Raw genomic sequence first — 20,114 nt, 5'->3', positions numbered from 1 at the left:
ACTTATTCCGGTGCTCTTCTCCTTAGGTTATTGAGCGCAAGTTGCTTTCTTTGCAGCGTCGCTTAAAAGAGCGGATCCGTTCAGATCCACGCCTATGCGCTTCGTTGTCAATAGCTGACAGTCGTCCTGCGTCGATCATAATATCGACCCGACTGACCTTGCCCAGTTCCACGACGTGCCGGATATCTACAAGCACAGAGCCTCCTAGTTCTCCCGCAAGGTCTTCGTCTTTCTTAGCGTCTGCGTAGAGCTGGTCTAATGTGCGGGGTAGGGGATTAGCGTCACCATCTTGCTCCATACCGCTAAGGTGAAGTGATACGGCTTCAATCGCGTTTTTTTTGGCGTTTTCCAGTGTATCACCGGCGGAAACGCATCCAGGAAGATCAGGGAAACTAACCCCAAAGCAGTTATCAGGGGCATTATGAACGGCAGCGATATACATTTAGATCTCTTTGTTGTTACAAGCTGGCTATTGCCAGCAAGCTTGTATGTAGATCGATTTTACCGTCTTGATTGATAATCCTTTTTCGGGTGCTGGACGGTAACTTTTCCCGATTTGGTCGGATGGTGGGCAGGCACACCATTGCTGTCGACAACCAGCGGGAGGGGTTCACCATCCGGTTTTATGAGTATCTGAACTGACCAAGAATATCGTTCTGGAACAAATGTCACGGTAGAGATCCTTCTGATGCCATACTACAGGATCTCCGATCTTAGTTTTTCGCGCAATGATAAGAGGTTGAGTAGCAAAAATACCTTGTGGCACGCTCTTTGTTGCAACCAAGCAGAAATGGCAGGCAAGGCGCAAAGCAGAAGTGTTATTATCGAGATAATGAAGGGCAGAGAGTTTGCCCCTGGCTGCAGAGCTCTGGCCCTGACGGAAGAAGACTTCAAATATCGCAGGACGACAGGGCCAGAAGGTGAAGGGCACCGCTGAAGACACTCTAAGGAGGGAGAACCTGCTGTGTGCACAGATCATGCTTCAGCACCACGCCTGCAGCTCCAGTGCGGGACAAACTGGTCATTCAGTTAAATCAACTGTAGCTGGAATAGATCTCGACAGCAGACAAGTCGACACTGTCGTCCGGCACTGAAGCATACTAAAATCGCCTACACCAAAGCTGACGCTTATTTATCCAACTGCCATCTAAGGAGCCTAAATGCATATCCCAGTGCCAACTGAAGCCCAGGAAGCCTGCGCAGCTGTCGAGGCAGTATTTTCGAACTCCATAGTTGGTATCTATTTGTATGGCTCAGCAGTCATGAGCAGTTTGAAACCTGACAGTGATGTTGATGTTCTGGTCGCTCTTAATCGTAAAACCACATTCACGGAAAGAAAGATGCTCGCCGGTCGTTTGTTGGGTATTTCAGGCGAGATTGGAAATTCAAATTCGATCTGGCCACTAGAGTTGACGATAGTTCAGGTAGCGGATGTCGTTCCATGGCGTTTTCCGCCATCTGAAGAGTTTTTGTATGGTGAATGGCTCAGACATCGCATTGTCAACGGCTTGGTTCCGGAGCCGCGAAGCAATCCTGATTTGGCAATCCTATTAAGAAAAGCAATCGAGAGTAGCGTTGCACTCTATGGAGACGAGGCCGCCGCTGTCTTTGAACCGATTTCTACAAAGGATATTCAATTTGCGATACTTGCTTCTCTACGCGATTTGCTAGAGGAGTTGGAGGGGGACGAGCGCAACACAATTCTGACCCTTGCCCGAATGTGGTATACGGCGGCGACTGGTGAAATAACATCTAAGGAAAGAGCTGCTGAATGGGTCGAAAAACAAATTGGTGAAAGGCACGCAATCCTGATCCGAGAAGCACGGATGGCTTATCTCGGACTTATTGAAGATGAATGGCAAAGCAAACGCGCTGAACTCGAAAATCTAACCAGCCGAATGAAAAGCGAAATTGAAGCTTGCTTGAGGGATTAGGTTGATCAGTAGTTGCAACGACGCATAAGGCTTATTTTTCGTCGGATCCCGACCGTCCGCTTAGGGCACTATGCAACCAGCACATAACTTGAAAGGGAGGGGCAGTAACTCATCCTTATGTCTCCGGCTTGGCATGCTTTGTTCTGAATTCCTATAACATAGCCAGAGACTCCGCGTGGCTGCGACCAACACCTTGAGAGCGCCTTGGGCGCCGCGGCTTGCGCTCGCGCTTCTCATAACCGCCTTTCTCAGATGAATTTTTGACGTTCACACAAGGAGAGCTGGCCTCTTGTTCTTTCTTTACAAAGGACAGTACTTCGCCCAGACGCTTGTTCTTGGTCACAGCTGCATGGATGACGCGCTGTTCCTTGTCAAACACCTTGTGCGCCGGCACCCTGCCTTGCCAGCGGACTTGCCACACGGCCATCGGCAAGCTGATAGGTATCAACGTACTTGCCAGGAAGCTTCTTGCTCAGATCATTGGGCTCCAGAATGAGCATTTTCCGATTGTAAGACACTGTAAGCTGCTGCGTCACATAGCGCTTCTCGCGCCAGCACAGGATATCGGCGAGACGATCTGGCTCCAATTTAAGTGCCCCATGCAAGCTGTCCGGACGAGCAAGGGGCCTTGGCCTGGGACGAATTCGCGCACAGTATCTCGATGTTAAGCTCTGACAGAGCGCGGCCAAACTGGGTCATGCCAGCCCCGCCTTTGGCCTCGGTATTGGCCACCTTAAAACGCTGTGCTTGTCAGAATAATACGCCACCGGACGGCCATGTTTACCTAAATAGCGCTCCAGCGCGGAAAAATACGAGAATGCACTCTCGGACAGCACAAACTGCAGGTGCATTAAGGTCGATGTGGCGTCATCGACGAAGACGAGCAGGGTGCATGGATCGCCGCGCTCCTCAAACCAGCGGTGATCACTGCCGTCAATCTGGATGAGCTCACCGTAGGCTTCACGGCGATTGCGCGGCTGGTGGAACGTGCGCCGCTGCGCCTTGTTCAGCCAAATTCCGGCCTCAATCATCCATTTGCATACGGTGGCGCAGACCGCTCGCACCTTCTTGCTTGTAGCGCTTTACCAACCGCGAAATCTGCCGCGCGGACAGGTCCAGCAGATTGCCAACGCTCAGATTGGTCAGTTCGCCGCGGGCGATCTGTGCAATCACTTCGAACCGATTTACCTCCCGCTCGCTCATCACCACCCATCCCATACCACGCTCCCCAGCATAACCCACGTAACTGGAGCATGACATTTTTAGTTTGCAGAGCGTAAACAGTTTAGCATTGCGACTATAGCTCTATTTCGCAGAAGGTTCGTTATGGAACTTATTGTTTATTAATTTATCCAGATTGAGTCTGCTCTTAAGTTGCAAATTGCTTTCCGTTCGACAGGCTGAAGCGAACGGAGTTAAATCTTGGTTACGCATACTCTGACGAAACCAGCGCCATTCTTGCTGCTGTCGGTTCATATAATTGGCTCTCACCAAGGCATAAAATGGCCGAGCCATGATGTAGCGGGAGAGATCATCTAGTTTGGTAGAAACGCAGAAGCGGTCCAAGACACATCTGACGCCGACTTCCTATTATGATCAGCTCCAATCTCTAAAGGTAAGGCATTGAGCATCGTAGATGCGAATAAGCCATTTCGTGCACGGGATTAAAACGGGCCCGTTTTAGCTATCCTGTCACACCCCCTACTTGGAATCTCTCGGAGACTCTTGGAAACTTCTGGAATCTCTTGGAACTCTTGGAATCTCATGGAAACTCTCGGAATATCGTAGAAGACAAGCGCTTCAGGGTAGGGATCCAGCCATCAAACTGTCCCTACTTGAACATTCACATAACCTCAAAACCCTTGATGGTTGCAGCTGCTGTTCGCATCGATTGGAAGCCGAGCGCTGCTTTGATGAACCGTTTTAGCTTGCCATGGTCGCTCGCCAGCCTGTTGTTTAGATATTTAACTTGCCGCAACCTAACAATTTCGGGCACCTTTCCTTCGGCCTTGAGCTCGGCGAGGGCTTGCCCAAAGGCCGGTTGATCCTAGCAGGGATATAATGCTTCGAACGCCGGAGCGCTTTGCTTAAAAACCGTTTGGCAGCAGCAGTGTTACGGCAGGAGCAGAGCAGAAAATCAATGGTTTTGCCATGCTTATAGATGGCCCGGTAAAGGTATTTCCAGTGCCCTTTGACACGCACATATGTTTCGTCTACCCGCCAGAAAAAAGATAGGCGATTCTGATACCACAAGGTGCGTTTTTTTAGTTCAGGAGCGTAGTGCTGAACCCAGCGGTAGAGGGTCGTGTGTCAACATCAACGCCGCGCTCACTCAGCATTTCCTCAAGATCACGGTAGCTGATGCCGTACTTGCAATACCATCCCACTGCCCAAAGAATGATCTCGCCCTGAAACTGACGATACTTGAACGCTGGCATAGTAAATCCCCCACAACATAGGGATCATGCAGGCAAGGCCGCAAACTTGCAACAAAGCCCCTGAAGGCAGCTGAGACGAACCCCTTTAACGGGTCTAACAGAATACAGTACCGCTGAAAGTCCCTAAAGGTTTGTGAGATTTCCGGTTCGGCGCAAGAATGTTTACATGAGCGCGAGCTTGTCATTAACGACCAACCAACCGGCGGGTTCAGAGATGATTGTGCCAGCATCGTATTGTCCGAATATGCGAGTGTAGCCACGCCGGCGTAAGAGTTCAAAAATTACAGCACTTGCTGGCCCTACAGGTTTGGTGTGTTTTGCTGCGCCACCAAAGTGGGTACTTAGCTGCAATTCCAGCTTCGCTCGCCAGTGAAGTTCCATCGCAACTCTTGCTAATATACTGCTGTATTTTCTTTTGAATTCGATCGATGCCAGCGATGAGACAGCACCGGTAGCCAAGCCTAAATAAGGGACTGGAACCGCAGCACCCACAAGATCAACGGCCCGCTTTCCTGCCTTAAAACTCTTCGCAATTATACAAACTTGTATCCAGTCCTGTATCGTTTGTGATTGTTGGTAGTGACTTGCAATCTCGTGCAACATTTTTAAGTGCGCTGAACTGGATACAGATGCGTTAAGATTGGTCGCGGTACCTGCAACATCAACTTGGGTCACTCCTGAGGCGAGGCCACCGGCTGCGCCTACTAATCCAGAAGCAACATTTTTCTCAGCTCTGCTATTCAGGTACCTATTGGTCTTCTTACTCAGAAAATGGTCGCAGGGGTGGCCGTTTGCAATGAAGAGAGGGTTTGGTGGGACTTTAGGATCGATACCATTTATTTCTGAAGTACAGTCTCTTATCGCATGCAGGATAGTACTTATTTCTCCTATACCAAAATGATCTGTAACAGCATCTGCAATAGTCCAGCAAACTGCTTCTGTTCTTTCTTTGTTTATTTCTCTCATAATTGCACACAACTTTCCTGTTACCGGGAAACGTCTTTACCGAGTCCCAATTTGAGATTTTTAAGGCACTGATGGCCTGATGATCTAAGTTCGGCGAATCTTTACGAAGAGCTGGTGGTGGTGGGGTCGTAGGGGGTGATTGATGTGGGGTGCCTGCATTAATCTAGAACCGGCTCTCTACTTTTTCAACCCGTGTGGCACCTATCTTCTCCCCTGGCAGAAGTAATACTTACTCCTTTTTTTGATTTTGTTAGCCGAATAACAAATTCTTGGTCACTGAGTTCATAGCTATCAGAAAGAACCTCCCAGATTTTTCAACCGAAAAAATATTTCCTATTAATAAAAAAAATTTCTCGGCAAGTATAAATTTTCACGAGTGAAGTATTTTCATCCCAACTTTTTCACTCAATTATAAGTTACATCTATTCTGAAGTGCCAAAAGCATAATGGTTAGAGTTAGTTATGTACTCTGCATTCATACATTACGTACACGTCATGATTGTATTTTGGTGTTAAAATTCCTATGCATTAAAACACGCCACCAGTAGACTGAGCACGGGCGAAAAATTCATAGCGCTTCGGCAATATCTGCTTGCGATCCTGCTAAAATATTTGGCTTTATGAAACCCGTGCTGAATCAGGCAATCTTCCTTATAAATTGTTGATATTAATCGTTTTTTTGGAACTAATTTTTGTTAGTAAAACCTAAATTAAGATCCAAAAATAGGGATTTTCCGTCGCGGAACCTGAGTACTAGGACCAATCAAAATTGGAGCATTTTTGTGCCTCTGGAGCCGCTCATCACGAACGATCCAATAAAACAATTGGTATCATCACTCAACAGCCCAACAGAAACCACAACTAGGGGTTTACGCTTACGAGATCTGTATTTTCCCTAATTCACGCCCCTCAAATTTGATATATATCAGTTACTAGGTTTAATAAGATTTTTTCTTCGGAGAATGTTATTAAGATGATGATTACTAGCGATAATATTAGCCATTACTTAAAGAGTGAAAGGTCTACCTATCGCGAACTACGTAATCTGTTCAACACATCTCAATCTTGCTATCGCACATTGTGTGAGTCACAGGAAACTCTCAGTGACAAAGACCTTAGGGAAGCAAATAGTAAAGCTTGGTCTGAATTCGAGAATTCAGCAGTAGATATTCTAAATAATGTGTCTTTAGACATAGAATTATTCTGCTGGTATCTTGTGTCGCTCTCACAAAAACAAGATGGATTGATAGAGTTTCAGGAAGCTCTAAGAACGTTCTCCAATCTATTAGAAACCGATATCGATAGGCTGCAACCTATCCCCCCGCAAGAGAAGTTAAAATCTCAGGACGAACGTGAGCAGAAAGAGGAAATCGCAACCCTCAAATTGCGCCCTATAAGGCAGCTGTTTGGTGAAGCAGAGGGCAAAGGTTTGCTTTACCTGCCGATATCCAATCTCCCGTTACTCGGTGAGATTTCCTATTGGAAGCTCATTCAGGTTGAAAAAAACGGGACTCTGGAAGATCTGAAAGACGATATTTCTGCGGTCGTCAAAGCTGATCCCGAGAATCTGCGCAAAAAGCTTGCGACGTTTCAAAACATAATCTCTGTTGTCGTTCGCATTGAAAACACCGTCAAAAACTACGCGCAAGATAATGGACAACCTGCACCCCAGGTCATTCATTTCAAACGTTTTTTGGACGATGTGGTGCGCTGTATCAGTGTGCACTTCACAGACCTTGGGTTTGCTTTGCCCGACACCCCACATGAAACAGCAGAAGAGTTACCCGCCCGTTCGGGAGAAATGGCGAAGAGCGATACTTATGCAGGCCAAACACCAGAAGACGAAGTCTCACGACAACCTTCGGGCATCGTCAGTTCTCGGGAGCAGGCACTCGAAGAAATCGCAGCTCTAGCTACATATTTCCGCAGACGTGAGCCTCACTCTCCCATCTCTCTTCTGCTGGATCGAGCCGTGCGGTGGGGTAATCTGTCAGCCGGTCAGCTTTACCAAGAGATCCTTACTGAAGGCAGTGTTGGTATGGCGCAGATGGCGCTCCTCACCGGGCTCGAAAGTCAAGGCTATTCCGATCAATACAAGCGCAGCTCAAGTCGCGGTTTAGGTGATATCGAACACCCTAAACTCCCCGACTATCATGCAGCTCTCCCAAAACCCCATCTCACAGAAAACCCCCAAATCACTGAACCCGCTGAAGAAAAGACAGCAAATCCAACGCGTTCTGACATGAGCGCGAATAACAGTCAGGCTGATATCGAACCTGACCAAGTGGGTATTAACTCATCCAACGCTGAGGACACCCCAGCTGAAGATGCAGACTTTGTACAATTCAAATGGTGATCATCCGATCACCAAACTACAGAAGGAGTGAGTATGTCTAGTTTCTATATGCGTATCGACGGTATTACCGAGTTTAAAGGTATGGCGACTGTCAAGGAAATTGGCGGTAAGAAGGGATTTTTCCCAATTGGGGGCTTGGGCTTTGGTTTTGGCCGCTCAATCCATGTAGCCGTAGGCGCATCTGAAGACGCTGAATCCGGCGTACCATCCCTGAGCGATATCGCTATCTCTCGCCCAAATGATGCTGCGTCAGCAATCTTGGAGACACTGTTCTTCTCCCCAAGCAACAAAGGTAAGAAGTTTGAGATCGTTACGACCAAGACGTCGAACGATGGCAAAGGGCTGCAGCCGACTATGGTCATCACCCTGGAGGAAGCACGTGTCTCTTCTTACAGCTATGCGAACGAAGCGACCGACATCACACTGGCATATACGACCATTTCTATCGTTCACTACTTCGAGACAGAAGCTGGAGAAATCGTAAAAACAGACGCAGTCACCTTCGACCTTAAAGTCGCCGAACTGACCTCAGGCAACAGTGATGCCCAGAAATAGAGGTTTGTAAATGGCACTCAATGCACAACAGAAGCGGGTTAGCAAAAACCGCGTCTCTATAACGTATGACGTTGAGGATGGTGGCGCCGTTCAAACCAAAGAGTTACCGTTTATCATCGGTATGCTTGGAGGTTACTCCGGGGATCGAAAAGACAAAGAAAGTTTGGAAGATCGCTCTGTTTATCAGATAGATAAGGATAACTTCAATGCAGTGATGGCCCGTATCGGGCCAGAGCTGACCTACAAGGTCCCCAATAAAATTGAAGATGACGATTCAGAGTTCGAAGTAAACCTGGACTTCAAATCAATCAAAGACTTCGAGCCGGATGCAATCGTAAGCAAGATTGAACCTCTCAGGAAACTCGCAGAGACCAGAGAAAAGTTGATGACGCTTGCGGCAAAGGCTGAGCGTTCCCGAGACCTTGAAACGATCCTGAAGGAAATCTTACAGGATGAAAGTTTGATCAAGGTGTTGGGTGACGACCTAAATCTTGGAGAGGATGGGGCCGAATAATGTCTGAAACAGAACAGGGAGCAGCTGAAACAGCTGCTCCCGAGGCGGAAAGCCAAAGTTTACTCGACAGAGCTTTGCAGGCAACTCCACAAACGCCTGAAGACTCCTTTAAGGACCTCTTGTCAGTCATGACAACTCAAGCGATGGAAGGAACCATCGTTTGGGAAAAAAACGTCAGCACCACCATCGGTAAAGCCATTGCCGAAATTGACAAGGTGATGTCAAAACAAATGTCCGCGGTCCTGCAGGACGAAAAGTTTCGCAGGCTCGAAGGATCCTGGCGCGGTTTGCAGAAAGTAGTTCGCGAAAGCGAGCTTGGCACGCAACAGAAAATCAGGGTCATCGACTACGATAAGACTGAGCTTCTTGAGCAATTCGAAGACGCGCCAGCTGTTGACCGAAGCCCACTGTTTGAGCGGCTTTATCAGGACGAGTTCGGAACTGCCGGTGGCGAGCCATATGGCGCGTTAATCGGAGACTATTACTTCGGTTTCGGCGGTGAAGATATTGCGCTGCTGACATATCTGGCTCAGACGGCAGCCTCTTGCCATGCGCCTTTTGTGGCTGCCGCAGGGCCGGAAATGTTTGAGTATATGTCCTTCGAAAGTTTCAATGAAGGGCGCCCGATCGCAGCAGGGTTTGACAGCCCAACCTACGCCTCCTGGAGTAACTTCCGAGACAGCGATGAGAGCCGGTATGTAACGCTGACATTGCCATCAACGCTCGCGCGATTGCCTTACGGGAAAAATGGTAAGTCGGCCAAGACGTTCTACTTTGAAGAGTTGGCCATAGATGCTGAAGGCAACCAGCGGCCTACAGATAACTCGCAGCTGGTCTGGTCTAACTCTGCCTATGAAATGGCCTTGAATATGAACAATGCCTTCACCGCGTTTGGTTGGTGTACGGCAATTCGAGGCTTGGAGAACGGTGGGAAAGTCGATCAGTTATCTAACCTCGTTTATAAGTCGGACGCGGGGGATGTGCAGCAACATTGCCCAACGGAAGTAAATCTGACTGACGAGCGAGAAAAAGAACTCTCGGATTTGGGTTTCCTGCCGTTAGTCCATTACAAAAACACCAGTTATGCCGTTTTCCTCGGCAGTCAAACTGTTCAGCGGCCCAAAACCTATGTCAGCCCGGATGCTACATCCAATGCTGCGATCTCGGCACGCCTTCCATACATCATGGCTGCAAGCCGTATTGCGCATTACCTCAAGGTGATGGGGCGCGACCGGTTGGGCTCTAACGTTGAAGCAGCAGACATCCAAAAAGAACTCAAATTCTGGATCGACCAGTACACCAATGCTGGCGCAATCGGCAACGCAGAACGTTCGCGTACGCCTCTTGCTGAAAGCGAGATCAAGGTCGAAGAAAAACCCGGTAGTCCGGGCGCCTATTCCGTGGTCGCCTATTTACGACCGTGGCTACAACTTGAGGAGCTAACCACGTCCGTTCGTATGGTTGCGCAAATACCTGCATCATAAAATCAAAAGGGTATAGCTGGTTATGGGTTCAACCAATTCAATTCACTTGCAGTCAGAGGCAGTGCTAAAGAACGGATACTTTGGCGGCGGGGACAACTCTGTAGTATCCCCTCTGCCTAAGCTCAGTTCTGAGGCGGTGAAGTCTTTTATCTTACGTTCACTGCTTGATATTCAAGAGCGTTTTATTGCGCAGTTGAACGCAATCATCGAGGCTGAGGCTTTCAAAGTTTTGGAAGCACGCTGGCGCGCATTGCAAGAATTGGTGTGGCACAAAGGACATGCGTACTCCGTTAAAATAAAAGTCCTGGACCTTAGTTGGGATGAGCTCGCGGAAGACCTGCACTACGCCGGTGATGTGCGGCGTAGTGCTCTTGCCCAGATCCTGGGAAGGAGAGAACTAGATACCTTAGGGGGGGAACCCTATGGACTGTTGGTGGTAGATCACTCACTCACCTTTGATCTGAACGCCGACTATGATGAAATTTACACTGCTGAACTGCTTTGTGATCTCGGCGCTACAAGCATGTGCCCGATTATCATGAACGTGGCAGAGGATCTTTTGGGAGAGAGCGATGCTCAGTGGTATACAGATACCAAGCGCATCAAGAACATTCTCCAAAGCAAAGAATTCAGCTCGTGGCAACGACTGCGTGAAAGTTCCAACGCTCGTTTCTTAGGGTTGGCCTTACCGTATTATCAATTACGTGGCCGCTACGAAGATCTTGATCTTGAAAGTGGATTTCGTTTCCATCAACGACCTACGGACAGCAGCGGACTTTGGGGTGGCGCCGCGACGTGTTTTGCCCAAACGGCAATAAGTGAATTTGCAGAACGGGCCTGGTTCGGGTTCCTGAAACTCATCACAAACGAATTCGGCAGTGGCGCTGTGCTTGCTCCACATGCTGCGCCAGCACCGCAAGGAACGACTTCCACACTCCGCTCTCGTGTGCGTTTTACGCGCGCTGTCTCGCGTTTTTATTCCGAGGAAGGTTTCATACCGCTGGCGGAAAGCACCAAAACCAACCAGCTTTACTTTGTTGGTAATAGATCAGTGGTCGATTGCGCTGGCATCCCCCAGAAGGAAGTTTTGACCCAGTTGCAATCTATAATGATTGCCTGCCGGCTTGTTCATTACATCAAGATCCAGATACGAAGCCTGATTGGTAGCACCAACACGATCAAAGAGTGCGAAACCAGACTAAACAGGTTTCTGCAAGCCTATACATCGACAGCTTCCATGTACACGAGCGAACTGCAGTCTCGCTATCCATTGCGAAGCGCGCGGGTGGAAGTATCGGGCGACACGCTGTTTAACACGCGTTTTAGGTGCAAGATCTTTATCGAGCCGCAATATCAGATCGATCACGTGCTGGGCGAAATATGCCTTGAGACCGACCTCCAGATACCTCAGGGAGTAGCCGCGTGAGATTTAGAAAAGCATTTCTCCAGCCCGATACCGACGAGACGATTGAAAGTCATGTCGCTTTTCATGTCGAGCACCTGTTGCAGAGCGTCTCGCCGGAAGTCTCACCGAGCCCGCTTCTGGAAAATGTGGCCTCCTCCAACTTATGTTTCGGCGTACCCATGAACTGGGCATTGCAGGATGCTGTTCGCGATAAACGGATACGTATTGAGTTGCGCGAGCGGTTGAGCCGGTTCGAGACCCGACTTTCGGGCATTTCAGAGATTAACCTTGCCGAAGACAGAAATAACAATCAGGTGAAGTTTGTTATCTCAGCCTCCTGCCTGACGAACGATGTCTGGCAAGCTGTAGAACTGCAAACAACGCTCTCTCGTATGGATCAATTTTCAGAGGAGGGGGCGTAATGGATCGGTTGCTTCAGTACTACGAAAATGAGCTGGATTACATGCGCAGGGCGTTTGATGCCTTTGCCCACACCCACCCTCAGGCAGCCCGTACCCTTGCGGTGACCGCTGGAAAGAGCGCCGATCCGGACATTCAAAGGCTCTCTGATTCACTCGCCTTAATCGCCTCTCGTCTGAACCAGAGAATGGATGATGCTGTCCCTGAGATCGCGCTTGATCTGCTACGTCTCATCTGCCCGATGTTTTTGTTGGGATCACCGAGTTATTGCCCAATAAAGCTCGAAAAAAGTGATGCATTAGCAGGACAGGTTATCGTCAGGAAGGGAACAGAGCTTGACTTTCTCACTGAGGAAGGACGCTCGCTCTGTCGCTACACCTCTGCTGCCACGGTCAAGATTGCTCCACTATCCGCGGACAACTTCCGTGTGCAAACAGCCCCCTTCCCGTTTGAAGTTCCAAATGAGTCAGATGGGTTTGAGGCAGCACTTAGCTTAACGATTGCGCCCCATGACCCTGATAGCAGCTTCGCCGACCTGAAAGTCGACAGCCTTCCTTTGTACATTAACGCGCCGCCGGGGCGTAAACAGCGGATCTTGAATGTCCTCGCGGGCGGGATTCATGGGATCAGCCTGTCCGCAGATAACAGCGGGTTAGCGCACTGGTTTGGGCCCGAGGCTCTCAAGTTTACGTTTGCGCATTCAGACGACACTTACTTGCCTTCAAGCGGTATCCCTGCATCGGGTTTTGAAGCCCTAAGAGATTTTATTGCCTATCCGGATCAGGCCTACTTTTTTGAAATTGATAATCTGGGAGACGTTCTTGCCCAGATGCCTGCGGAGGCGATTACGCTTCGTATATTCGTAGATGCCAGTGCTGCAAAAGCATTAGAAGACGTGCACTCCGAAGACCTGGCAATCAATGTTGTACCGCTGATAAACACGTATTCTGACAGTACTCGTCCGCTTCGCTACAACTTCCAGCGCGTTCAGGTTCCCTTGCTGCCCAATTCAGCGGATCAGATGGATGTTGTTTCCCTGCAAATTAGCGGCATTGATCAGCTCACATCAGAGGGAAATGTGTCCCTGCCGAGTATGACTGATCCTAGCCGGCGGCAGGAGAGCGAAACTCCGGTATGGCAAGAGCGTCACACGCACGGCGAGTTCGACCTTGCTCGCTTGTCGGTCAGCTTCTCCATTCCCCGTTGCCAAAAGCAAGGGAAACGGGAGTTTCCGGATGAGATGGATATCGTCGCCAAGGTCTTATGTTCGAACGGCGAAGCTGGCACACGCCCTAAACCGGGTGCGAAATGCGAATTTCAAGATGATGCTTTAGCTGGCATTCCATTCTCATTGGTTGCCGAGCCGACAACCGCGATCTTGCCTGATTGTCACGCCGATCAACAGTGGGAAGTCCTATCGCTCCTGAACGCCAATTTCTCGACCCTGTTTGAGGCGAAAGATCCAAAAAGTTCGCTAGTGGAAGCCTTGCGCATTTGCGCTCCCAGTCATGTTCGTGAAGCAGGTGATGCTGTTTGGGATGTGAAAGTAAACCAGCGCGTCGCGCCCATGCAGGTCGACGGTTCCATGCTTCTTGCCGCTGGCAGCGAAATTGAAGTCACTTTAGATAAGTCGAAATTACCGATTGCGTCCCACGCCTTTGCAATCGCTCTAAACCGCTTTATCGGCTGTTTTGTTAGTTTCGATCGTTTCTTCCAACTGATTGTGCGCGAGCGAGGTCACGTCCAACCATTACGTGTCTTTCCTAGAACTCATGGGATGGCATTGGGAGGATGAATAGATTGGCTCACCACGATTTACTCGATATTTCGCTGCTTCAAGCCCAACGCTTGGCACTACCTCAATATGAGGAGGCGCTTTCTGACGCTCGTTTCAACCCGTTCCCCTCAGGGACTGACAGGATTGGAAACGACGAGTATGAAAGCGGCTTTTCCCATCAGCAAATCGCGGGTGAGCGGCTATCTCTTGCTGCACCAGTTTTATCCAGTTTTGATGGTGCGCTTCCTGACTATATCCAGGAAGCCCTGCTCAAAGGCATTCACGATGGCGATGACAGTTTCAGGGACTTCCTTGCTATCTTCGATCGTCGCATTCTGGAACTACAGATCCGGGCATCACGGGTGAGGATGCTGGTATCCAAAGAGGATGCCACAAACACCGAAGCTGCCAACATCCTTACGCATCTTCTCACCTGGGTTTCTCAAAAACCAGAAGAGACGAACTGCATCGATATCCTGCTTCCGTTGCTTACACGAACCAGATCTCTGGGCGGGCTCCGGCGCGTTGTCTCCTGGTTCCTGGGGCGCGAAGTACACATCACAGCCCACCATGGGAAGAAATACCGCGTATCGAATAGTGATCGTTCGCGCCTTTCCGGAAGAAACAGAGAACAAAGCCAGGTCTTGGGCAAGGGGGCTCTTCTGGGCCGGTTTGGGCAAATCTCGGTTCCAGATATCGAAGTGCATATTCCATGTTCAAGCCGCGAGGAACTAGAGGAACTCACGCAAGCACCAGAGAAGATTGAGGAGCTGCAACACATCATCTCACAGTACTTGCGCGATGCGACCTCGGTTCAAATTTACGCGGACATTTTACGGAAGTACCTGCCGCCTCCGCGATTATCCGCGCGCAAGCCGCGCGATCGGGTGGGTTTTCGCAGCCTTCTGGCCCCTGCCCTTCGCCCCAACCAAACTGCTTCGATCAATCTTCTTGAATACCAACTTTAGGGATTATGGCCGATGGTCAAACTTACAAAACTTGTTTCTCGCCTGACCCCAGCTTTGAAAGTCATGCTGGAGAATGCTGTCGGTGAAGCAATCAACCGTAAAGTTGTTGCCGTAGAAATCCCTCACTGGCTCTATCATGTGATTTTTTCAAGCGACACGGAACTACAAGATTTTCTTGAATCACAAGGCGTCCAGCTGAACCAATTACAAGCAGAGCTGGAACAGCGTATGCCCATCGGTATGGGCGAAGAAGGCAAGCAGCCAACCATTTCCGGATCACTTGCGAAACTGGTTGAACGAGCATGGCTGATCGCATCGGTTGACCTGGAACACGCTGCAATCCTACCTGAGGTGCTGCTGCTGGCCCTGCAGACATCCGGATCCTTGGGCACGCGCCTGGAAGCCTTGCAAGCATTGGAGCCTGTTTCGACAGATGCGCTTCGCTCCTTCGCCGTAAAGCGCGGGCAGAATTTGAACTTTGCTGCCGGTGGATCCTCCAGCAAGGGCGGCGGAGTTAGTTCAGGCGGTGGCGATGCTCTTTCTCGCTTTACGGCCAACCTGACGCAAGAAGCACGAGAGGGGCGCCTGGACCCTGTGTTAGGGCGTACAGACGAAATTGCAAACGCGATTGATGTGCTTCTTCGTAAGCGGCAAAACAACCCCATCCTCCTGGGTGAGGCTGGCGTGGGCAAGACAGCTGTTGTTGAGGGATTGGCGCAGAAAATAGCCGCAGGAGAAGTTCCCGACCAACTCAAGAATGCAGAGCTGATCAATCTGGATTTGGGCCTTCTGCAAGCCGGTGCAAGCGTAAAAGGTGAGTTTGAGGAACGGCTTAAGAACATCATCAAGGAAGTGCAGTCCGCCTCGCACCCTATTATCGTATTCATTGATGAAGCGCATACAATCATCGGAGCAGGCGGCACGGAAGGGCAAAATGATGCCGCCAACCTTTTGAAACCCGCTTTGGCACGCGGCCAATTCCGGGTCATCGCAGCAACCACCTTTGCCGAGTACAAAAAGTACATTGAGAAAGACCCCGCTTTCTCCCGTCGCTTCCAATCCATCTCCGTAGATGAGCCTAACCGAGAAGCGGCAGTTAACATTCTGCGTTCAGTTTCCGAAGAGCTCTGCAAGCATCATGGCGTACCCATTCGCGGGAGTGCTCTTCAGGCGGCGGTGGACCTGTCTATACGCTACCTGCCGTCCCGCAGGTTGCCGGATAAAGCAATCAGTTTGCTTGATACAGCTTGTGCACGTGTTGCTCTTTCGCAGCATACCGCTCCAAAACAAATTGCTGTTTTGGAAGAGAAACTTCATTTCACACGAGCAGAACACAAGCTGCTCGAAGAAGAAGTCCGGCTTTATGGATCAGATGCGAGCCCTGAGAGCGATCTGGTCGAGGCAATTGAGGCGCAGGAACATGAGCTGAAAGATCAGGTCGCAACCTGGCAAGCGCAAAAGAGCAAAGTCTTTTCGTATCTTAATGCCACTTCCGAAGCGCAGGATGCCGCGGAAGCGAGTGTTTCCATACCTTTTGACATCACAGTAAATGGTGATGAAGAGCTCTACGTCCATCCATGGGTAAGTGACATCACCATAGCTTCAGTCATCTCTGACTGGACAGGAATACCCGTCTCCAACCTCAACTCCGATGACGCAGAATGCCTGTTGCAGCTGGAGGATCGGCTGAAACGAAGGGTAATGGGGCAGGATGCAGCTATTGAAGCGATCGCAAAATCGCTGAAAGTGTCACGCGCGGGCCTTACCGACCATCGTAAGCCAATTGGCGTGTTTATGATGTGCGGGCCATCCGGGGTCGGTAAGACGGAAACAGCGCTGGCAATTGCCGAAGAGTTTTTTGACGGAGAAAACTCTCTCACCACAATCAATATGAGTGAGTTCAAGGAACCACATAAGGCTTCAATGCTCTTGGGCGCCTCAGCCGGGTACGTCGGCTATGGCAAAGGCGGCATTCTGACAGAAGCGATCCGTAAGCGCCCCTATCAGGTCCTGTTGCTGGACGAGATGGAAAAAGCACATCGGGAAATTCAGGACATTTTCTTCCAGATTTTCGATCGGGGCTACATCACAGACAGTGAGGGAACAAAAGTCGATTTCCGCAACACGATCATCATCATGACATCCAATACGGGCGGTGAGAAATTGCGGCAGCTAACGGACAGCTGTGACGGGGTATTTGACCCTGTTCAGGCAAAGGAGGCCTTGCAGCCTCTACTACTGGATTACTTTAGCCCGGCCTTTATTGGCCGCACCGAACTGATTGCCTACCAACCACTTGATGAGACGACCTGCATTAAAATTGCAGAGATCCATCTTGCGCGGATTAAAGAGCGCGTCAGGTCCCAATACAACGCGGAGCTGAGCTGGAAAGATAGCTTCGTTGATTATGTTCAGAAACGTAACGACGAACCGATGTCTGGTGGGCGGGCAATCGAAGCAATAATAAATCGGGATTTTCTGCCGAAATTGGCTGAGGAATGCATCAAACGCGTAATTGATGACGCACCCCTTAGCTCGATTTGTGTGACCCATGATGGGACAGACATCTCCCTGATAATTGAATAGCGAATAATGGGTGGGGTTCTATGACGCTAAGCATGCAATTGCTTCAGATACCAGAGGCTAGCAACGTCGAACGGCGTGAATTTTACCTGCAAGATGACAGCTGCGAAATCGGCTCTGGGTACGACTGCGATATTTGCTTGCCAGATCCATCAGAGACAATGTCTGCCACGCATTTGGTTATCTCTCGGACCGAAGACGGCGCATTTGCGATCATGGACACGTCTCAGCATGGCACTGCGCTTAATGAGGACATGCTGCCCAAAAATGATGCCGTCTATCTGAGCGATGGGGATGTACTTGGTTTTTGCGGATACAAGTTGCTCGTCGGGATCGTTGGAGCGGTTGAAAGACACCAAGAACTCGAAAGCGCTTCCGTCCTGGAGTTCAGGGCAGAGACCGATTTGGGGGGCGATGGCCCTTTGCTGCCCCACGTTCCGTCGGAAAGCACTCCAGCACTGCAAAATAGAGAGTTCCATCAAGAACAGGCTGGAAATGATCTGCTGTTTGATCCGTTTGACGACGGCCTCGATAGCACCGCTGAGCAAAGTTCCATGATGGAAGACAGGCCGCGACATGCGCCGTTTCGCGGTTTTGAACCACGCGCAAGCAGTGCAGAGCCCCCCTCAGGTTGGCAGGCATGGCAACACAAAAACGGAATGTCCAACGCGTTGGAGCGCGCATTGGACCGGTTCCTCGCACAAATTGATCCCGAAGCGCACGAGCAGGAATACGACGAGTTCGTACCTCTATTTGCAAATCGGAAGAAGCACTATTGGCAGTTTTACAAGCGCCAATTTTCTAAGAAACGGCAAAACCGTGAGTTCTATCTCACCTTCTTTGCACTGCTGGATGAGGAAATCGGGAAGCTATGATGCGTTACTTACTCTTTGTTGCCATGACTTTTCTCAGTGCGTGTGCAAGCCGCGAGCCAACCTCTCCCGTTCCGGAGAGTTTAACCCTCATTGCCGGCCCGGACATAAACCAGACCGATGACGTCGCCAATCCAGTGGTCGTCAGGGTTTATCAACTCTCGAACCGTACCGAGTTTGATGCGGCAAATTTCTGGCAAATATACAACAATGACAGCGCAGATCTGGCCGCTGTTACCCTGGACAAGCAACTCTTTGCCCCGCTTTACCCGCAAGAGCATCGACCAGTCATGATCGACTTGCAACCGACCACCAAATACCTCGGGGCTTTTGCTGAGTTTGCCAACTATAGGGGGCAGTTGTTTAGCACGACAGTTCCCGTAACCCCGAAGAGCTTCAAAGAAAATATCGCTGTGACAGTAAATGCCAGCGGGATCGCCATTGGCTATCTCGGCAAGGACTACGAAGCGCCTGAAGAGGCAGAAATTAATCCGGCTGACGGTTCAGAATAAAGTTGTTTTCATGATTTCACGTATCGCTTGGAAAGAGGGTATGTTTCTTTCCCCCCAACAGTTTCAGCAAGCGGATAATTCCGTAAGGTCTTACGCTGACGCCTTGGCCCAGCTGGACCTTAGCGGGGGGGATTTCGGTGTTAGCAAACTCGAATTCAACTCCAAGAGCCTTCAAATCGGCAAACTGGCTGTTCGGGAGGCTGAAGGCGTCTTTGCGGACCGGCTCTACTTCAAGCTGGACAAAGAGTTGGTCATTGATGTTCCCGATGGTGTCATCGACAAAACTGTTTTCCTGGCCGTCCCAATAGCCCTCACCGGTACGCGTGAATATGGACAAGTCCATGGCCAATATCGTTTCTTGACAAGCGTAAAGCAGCTTCGGGATTTGAGTGATCCCGAAAATGGAGTTGTAGAAACCGAAGTTGCAGACGTTGGTGTAACCCTCACTCTGAGTGGGACGGATTTGTCTGGATACACCACGATCCCCATAGCACGGATCCTGGAGAAAACCCCAGAAGGGCAAGTGATTTTAGACCGGGCTTTTGTCCCGCGAGCAATCAGCATCGGGGCATCAAAGGTCCTTTCTACCAACCTTGATGAGGTAATTGCCTTAGCTCGCGTGCGGGCAACCAACGCCGCAGCGCGGATTGTCTCAGAAGAAAAAGTGCGCAGCGACAGCAGCCTCCTTAAGGAGCGCATGGAACTGCTAGCCCTAAACCGGGGCTTGTTCTCTCTGCAAAATATGGCCGCTGATCGCTCCGTCTCTCCACGTTTGTTGTTTGCAGCTCTTGGGGAGTTCCTGGTTGAACTGGATGCAATTCAAGCCAAATTCACGGCTCCGGATTTCCTCTTCCATCCGGCTCATATGGGGGACTGCTTCGACAAGGTGTTCAAGTCCCTCAAGAACACCTTGACGCTGAATAAGTCAGCCGATGTGTTCTCATATAGCTGGAATAGCGATCTGTTTGAAAAACGCCGCTTACTACGGCTCATCATGCCCGCCCGTATCATTGCAAAAAAGATGCGCCCGATCTTGGCTCTCTCCGGTCCAGATGGAGAGGCAAAGCTAAGCCAGTTGGCACCGCTCTCTTGTAAGCTGGCAGGCTTGTCCGCAATGCCGGATTTGGTCGCCAATGCCTTGCCCGGCATCGAGCTACAGCCATTGGCCACCGCCCCCACGCAACTGCGCAACCGATCGGATGCCACCTTTTTTGCCGTGAACACCAGCAACCCTCTTTGGCTCAAATTCGTTAGCAGCCACGAAGCCCTGGCGCTTCATGTCGATGAACGGATCCAAAGCGTAGATGCAACTTTGTACATGTTAGATTGA

Annotated in this window: 15 protein-coding genes and 2 pseudogenes; 13 read left to right on the top strand and 4 right to left on the bottom strand. The window is 50.0% G+C overall.

Features of this window, described 5'->3' with window-relative positions; genetic code table 11:
- Nucleotides 1–22: 22 nt before the first annotated feature.
- Nucleotides 23–442, bottom strand: a complete 420-nt coding sequence (locus IE076_RS22260) for a type II toxin-antitoxin system HicB family antitoxin (RefSeq protein ID WP_189438995.1) — start codon at nucleotides 440–442, stop codon at nucleotides 23–25.
- Nucleotides 443–1,160: 718 nt separating this feature from the next.
- On the opposite strand from IE076_RS22260, the gene IE076_RS22255 reads away from it, so the two are divergent.
- Complete coding sequence (locus IE076_RS22255) at nucleotides 1,161–1,934, top strand: aminoglycoside adenylyltransferase family protein (protein WP_189438994.1); 774 nt, start codon at nucleotides 1,161–1,163, stop codon at nucleotides 1,932–1,934.
- Between the two features lie 208 nt (nucleotides 1,935–2,142).
- On the opposite strand, the pseudogene IE076_RS22945 reads toward IE076_RS22255, so the two are convergent.
- From IE076_RS22945 to IE076_RS22240, 3 genes and pseudogenes are all read right to left on the bottom strand, one after another.
- A pseudogene (locus IE076_RS22945) lies at nucleotides 2,143–3,152 on the bottom strand (transposase family protein); the annotation flags it as partial.
- A gap of 628 nt (nucleotides 3,153–3,780) precedes the next feature.
- Nucleotides 3,781–4,372, bottom strand: a pseudogene (locus IE076_RS22245) (IS6 family transposase); the annotation flags it as partial.
- A gap of 162 nt (nucleotides 4,373–4,534) precedes the next feature.
- Nucleotides 4,535–5,338, bottom strand: a complete 804-nt coding sequence (locus IE076_RS22240; RefSeq protein ID WP_189438993.1) for a hypothetical protein — start codon at nucleotides 5,336–5,338, stop codon at nucleotides 4,535–4,537.
- Between the two features lie 973 nt (nucleotides 5,339–6,311).
- Here IE076_RS22240 and IE076_RS22235 point away from each other — a divergent pair.
- The 12 genes from IE076_RS22235 to tssK are packed head-to-tail and all read left to right on the top strand — an operon-like array spanning nucleotide 6,312 to nucleotide 20,114.
- Nucleotides 6,312–7,694 carry a type VI secretion system protein TssA gene (locus IE076_RS22235; RefSeq protein WP_189438992.1) on the top strand — a complete coding sequence of 461 codons (1,383 nt, stop codon included), beginning with the start codon at nucleotides 6,312–6,314 and terminating at the stop codon, nucleotides 7,692–7,694.
- Nucleotides 7,695–7,727: 33 nt separating this feature from the next.
- Complete coding sequence (locus IE076_RS22230; protein WP_189438991.1) at nucleotides 7,728–8,249, top strand: type VI secretion system tube protein Hcp; 522 nt, start codon at nucleotides 7,728–7,730, stop codon at nucleotides 8,247–8,249.
- 10 nt (nucleotides 8,250–8,259) lie between these two features.
- Nucleotides 8,260–8,763, top strand: coding sequence for a type VI secretion system contractile sheath small subunit (tssB, locus tag IE076_RS22225; RefSeq protein WP_189438990.1), 504 nt, complete (start codon nucleotides 8,260–8,262; stop codon nucleotides 8,761–8,763).
- A complete protein-coding gene (gene tssC, locus IE076_RS22220) occupies nucleotides 8,763–10,247 on the top strand; it encodes a type VI secretion system contractile sheath large subunit (protein ID WP_189438989.1) in 1,485 nt (494 codons plus the stop codon). Before tssB ends, tssC begins: the two co-directional genes overlap by 1 nt.
- A gap of 22 nt (nucleotides 10,248–10,269) precedes the next feature.
- Nucleotides 10,270–11,673, top strand: coding sequence for a type VI secretion system contractile sheath domain-containing protein (locus tag IE076_RS22215; RefSeq protein ID WP_189438988.1), 1,404 nt, complete (start codon nucleotides 10,270–10,272; stop codon nucleotides 11,671–11,673).
- Nucleotides 11,670–12,074, top strand: coding sequence for a hypothetical protein (locus tag IE076_RS22210; protein WP_189438987.1), 405 nt, complete (start codon nucleotides 11,670–11,672; stop codon nucleotides 12,072–12,074). Before IE076_RS22215 ends, IE076_RS22210 begins: the two co-directional genes overlap by 4 nt.
- Complete coding sequence (gene tssF, locus IE076_RS22205) at nucleotides 12,074–13,867, top strand: type VI secretion system baseplate subunit TssF (protein ID WP_189438986.1); 1,794 nt, start codon at nucleotides 12,074–12,076, stop codon at nucleotides 13,865–13,867. The genes IE076_RS22210 and tssF overlap by 1 nt, the downstream gene beginning before the upstream one ends.
- Before the next feature lie 5 nt (nucleotides 13,868–13,872).
- A complete protein-coding gene (locus IE076_RS22200) occupies nucleotides 13,873–14,817 on the top strand; it encodes a type VI secretion system baseplate subunit TssG (protein ID WP_189438985.1) in 945 nt (314 codons plus the stop codon).
- Nucleotides 14,818–14,829: 12 nt separating this feature from the next.
- Complete coding sequence (gene tssH, locus IE076_RS22195) at nucleotides 14,830–17,403, top strand: type VI secretion system ATPase TssH (RefSeq protein WP_189438984.1); 2,574 nt, start codon at nucleotides 14,830–14,832, stop codon at nucleotides 17,401–17,403.
- Between the two features lie 20 nt (nucleotides 17,404–17,423).
- On the top strand, nucleotides 17,424–18,275 hold the full coding sequence (locus tag IE076_RS22190) for an FHA domain-containing protein (protein ID WP_189438983.1): 852 nt from the start codon (nucleotides 17,424–17,426) through the stop codon (nucleotides 18,273–18,275).
- On the top strand, nucleotides 18,275–18,784 hold the full coding sequence (gene tssJ, locus IE076_RS22185) for a type VI secretion system lipoprotein TssJ (RefSeq protein WP_194539870.1): 510 nt from the start codon (nucleotides 18,275–18,277) through the stop codon (nucleotides 18,782–18,784). The genes IE076_RS22190 and tssJ overlap by 1 nt, the downstream gene beginning before the upstream one ends.
- The gene (gene tssK, locus IE076_RS22180; RefSeq protein ID WP_308936442.1) at nucleotides 18,696–20,114 is read left to right on the top strand and encodes a type VI secretion system baseplate subunit TssK; all 1,419 of its coding nucleotides are present in this window, start codon (nucleotides 18,696–18,698) and stop codon (nucleotides 20,112–20,114) included. The genes tssJ and tssK overlap by 89 nt, the downstream gene beginning before the upstream one ends.

The sequence above is a fragment of the Pseudovibrio japonicus genome (assembly GCF_014651595.1).
In the GTDB taxonomy this organism is placed as follows: Bacteria; Pseudomonadota; Alphaproteobacteria; order Rhizobiales; family Stappiaceae; genus Pseudovibrio; species Pseudovibrio japonicus.
This window is presented reverse-complemented; position numbering and strand designations above follow the sequence as displayed.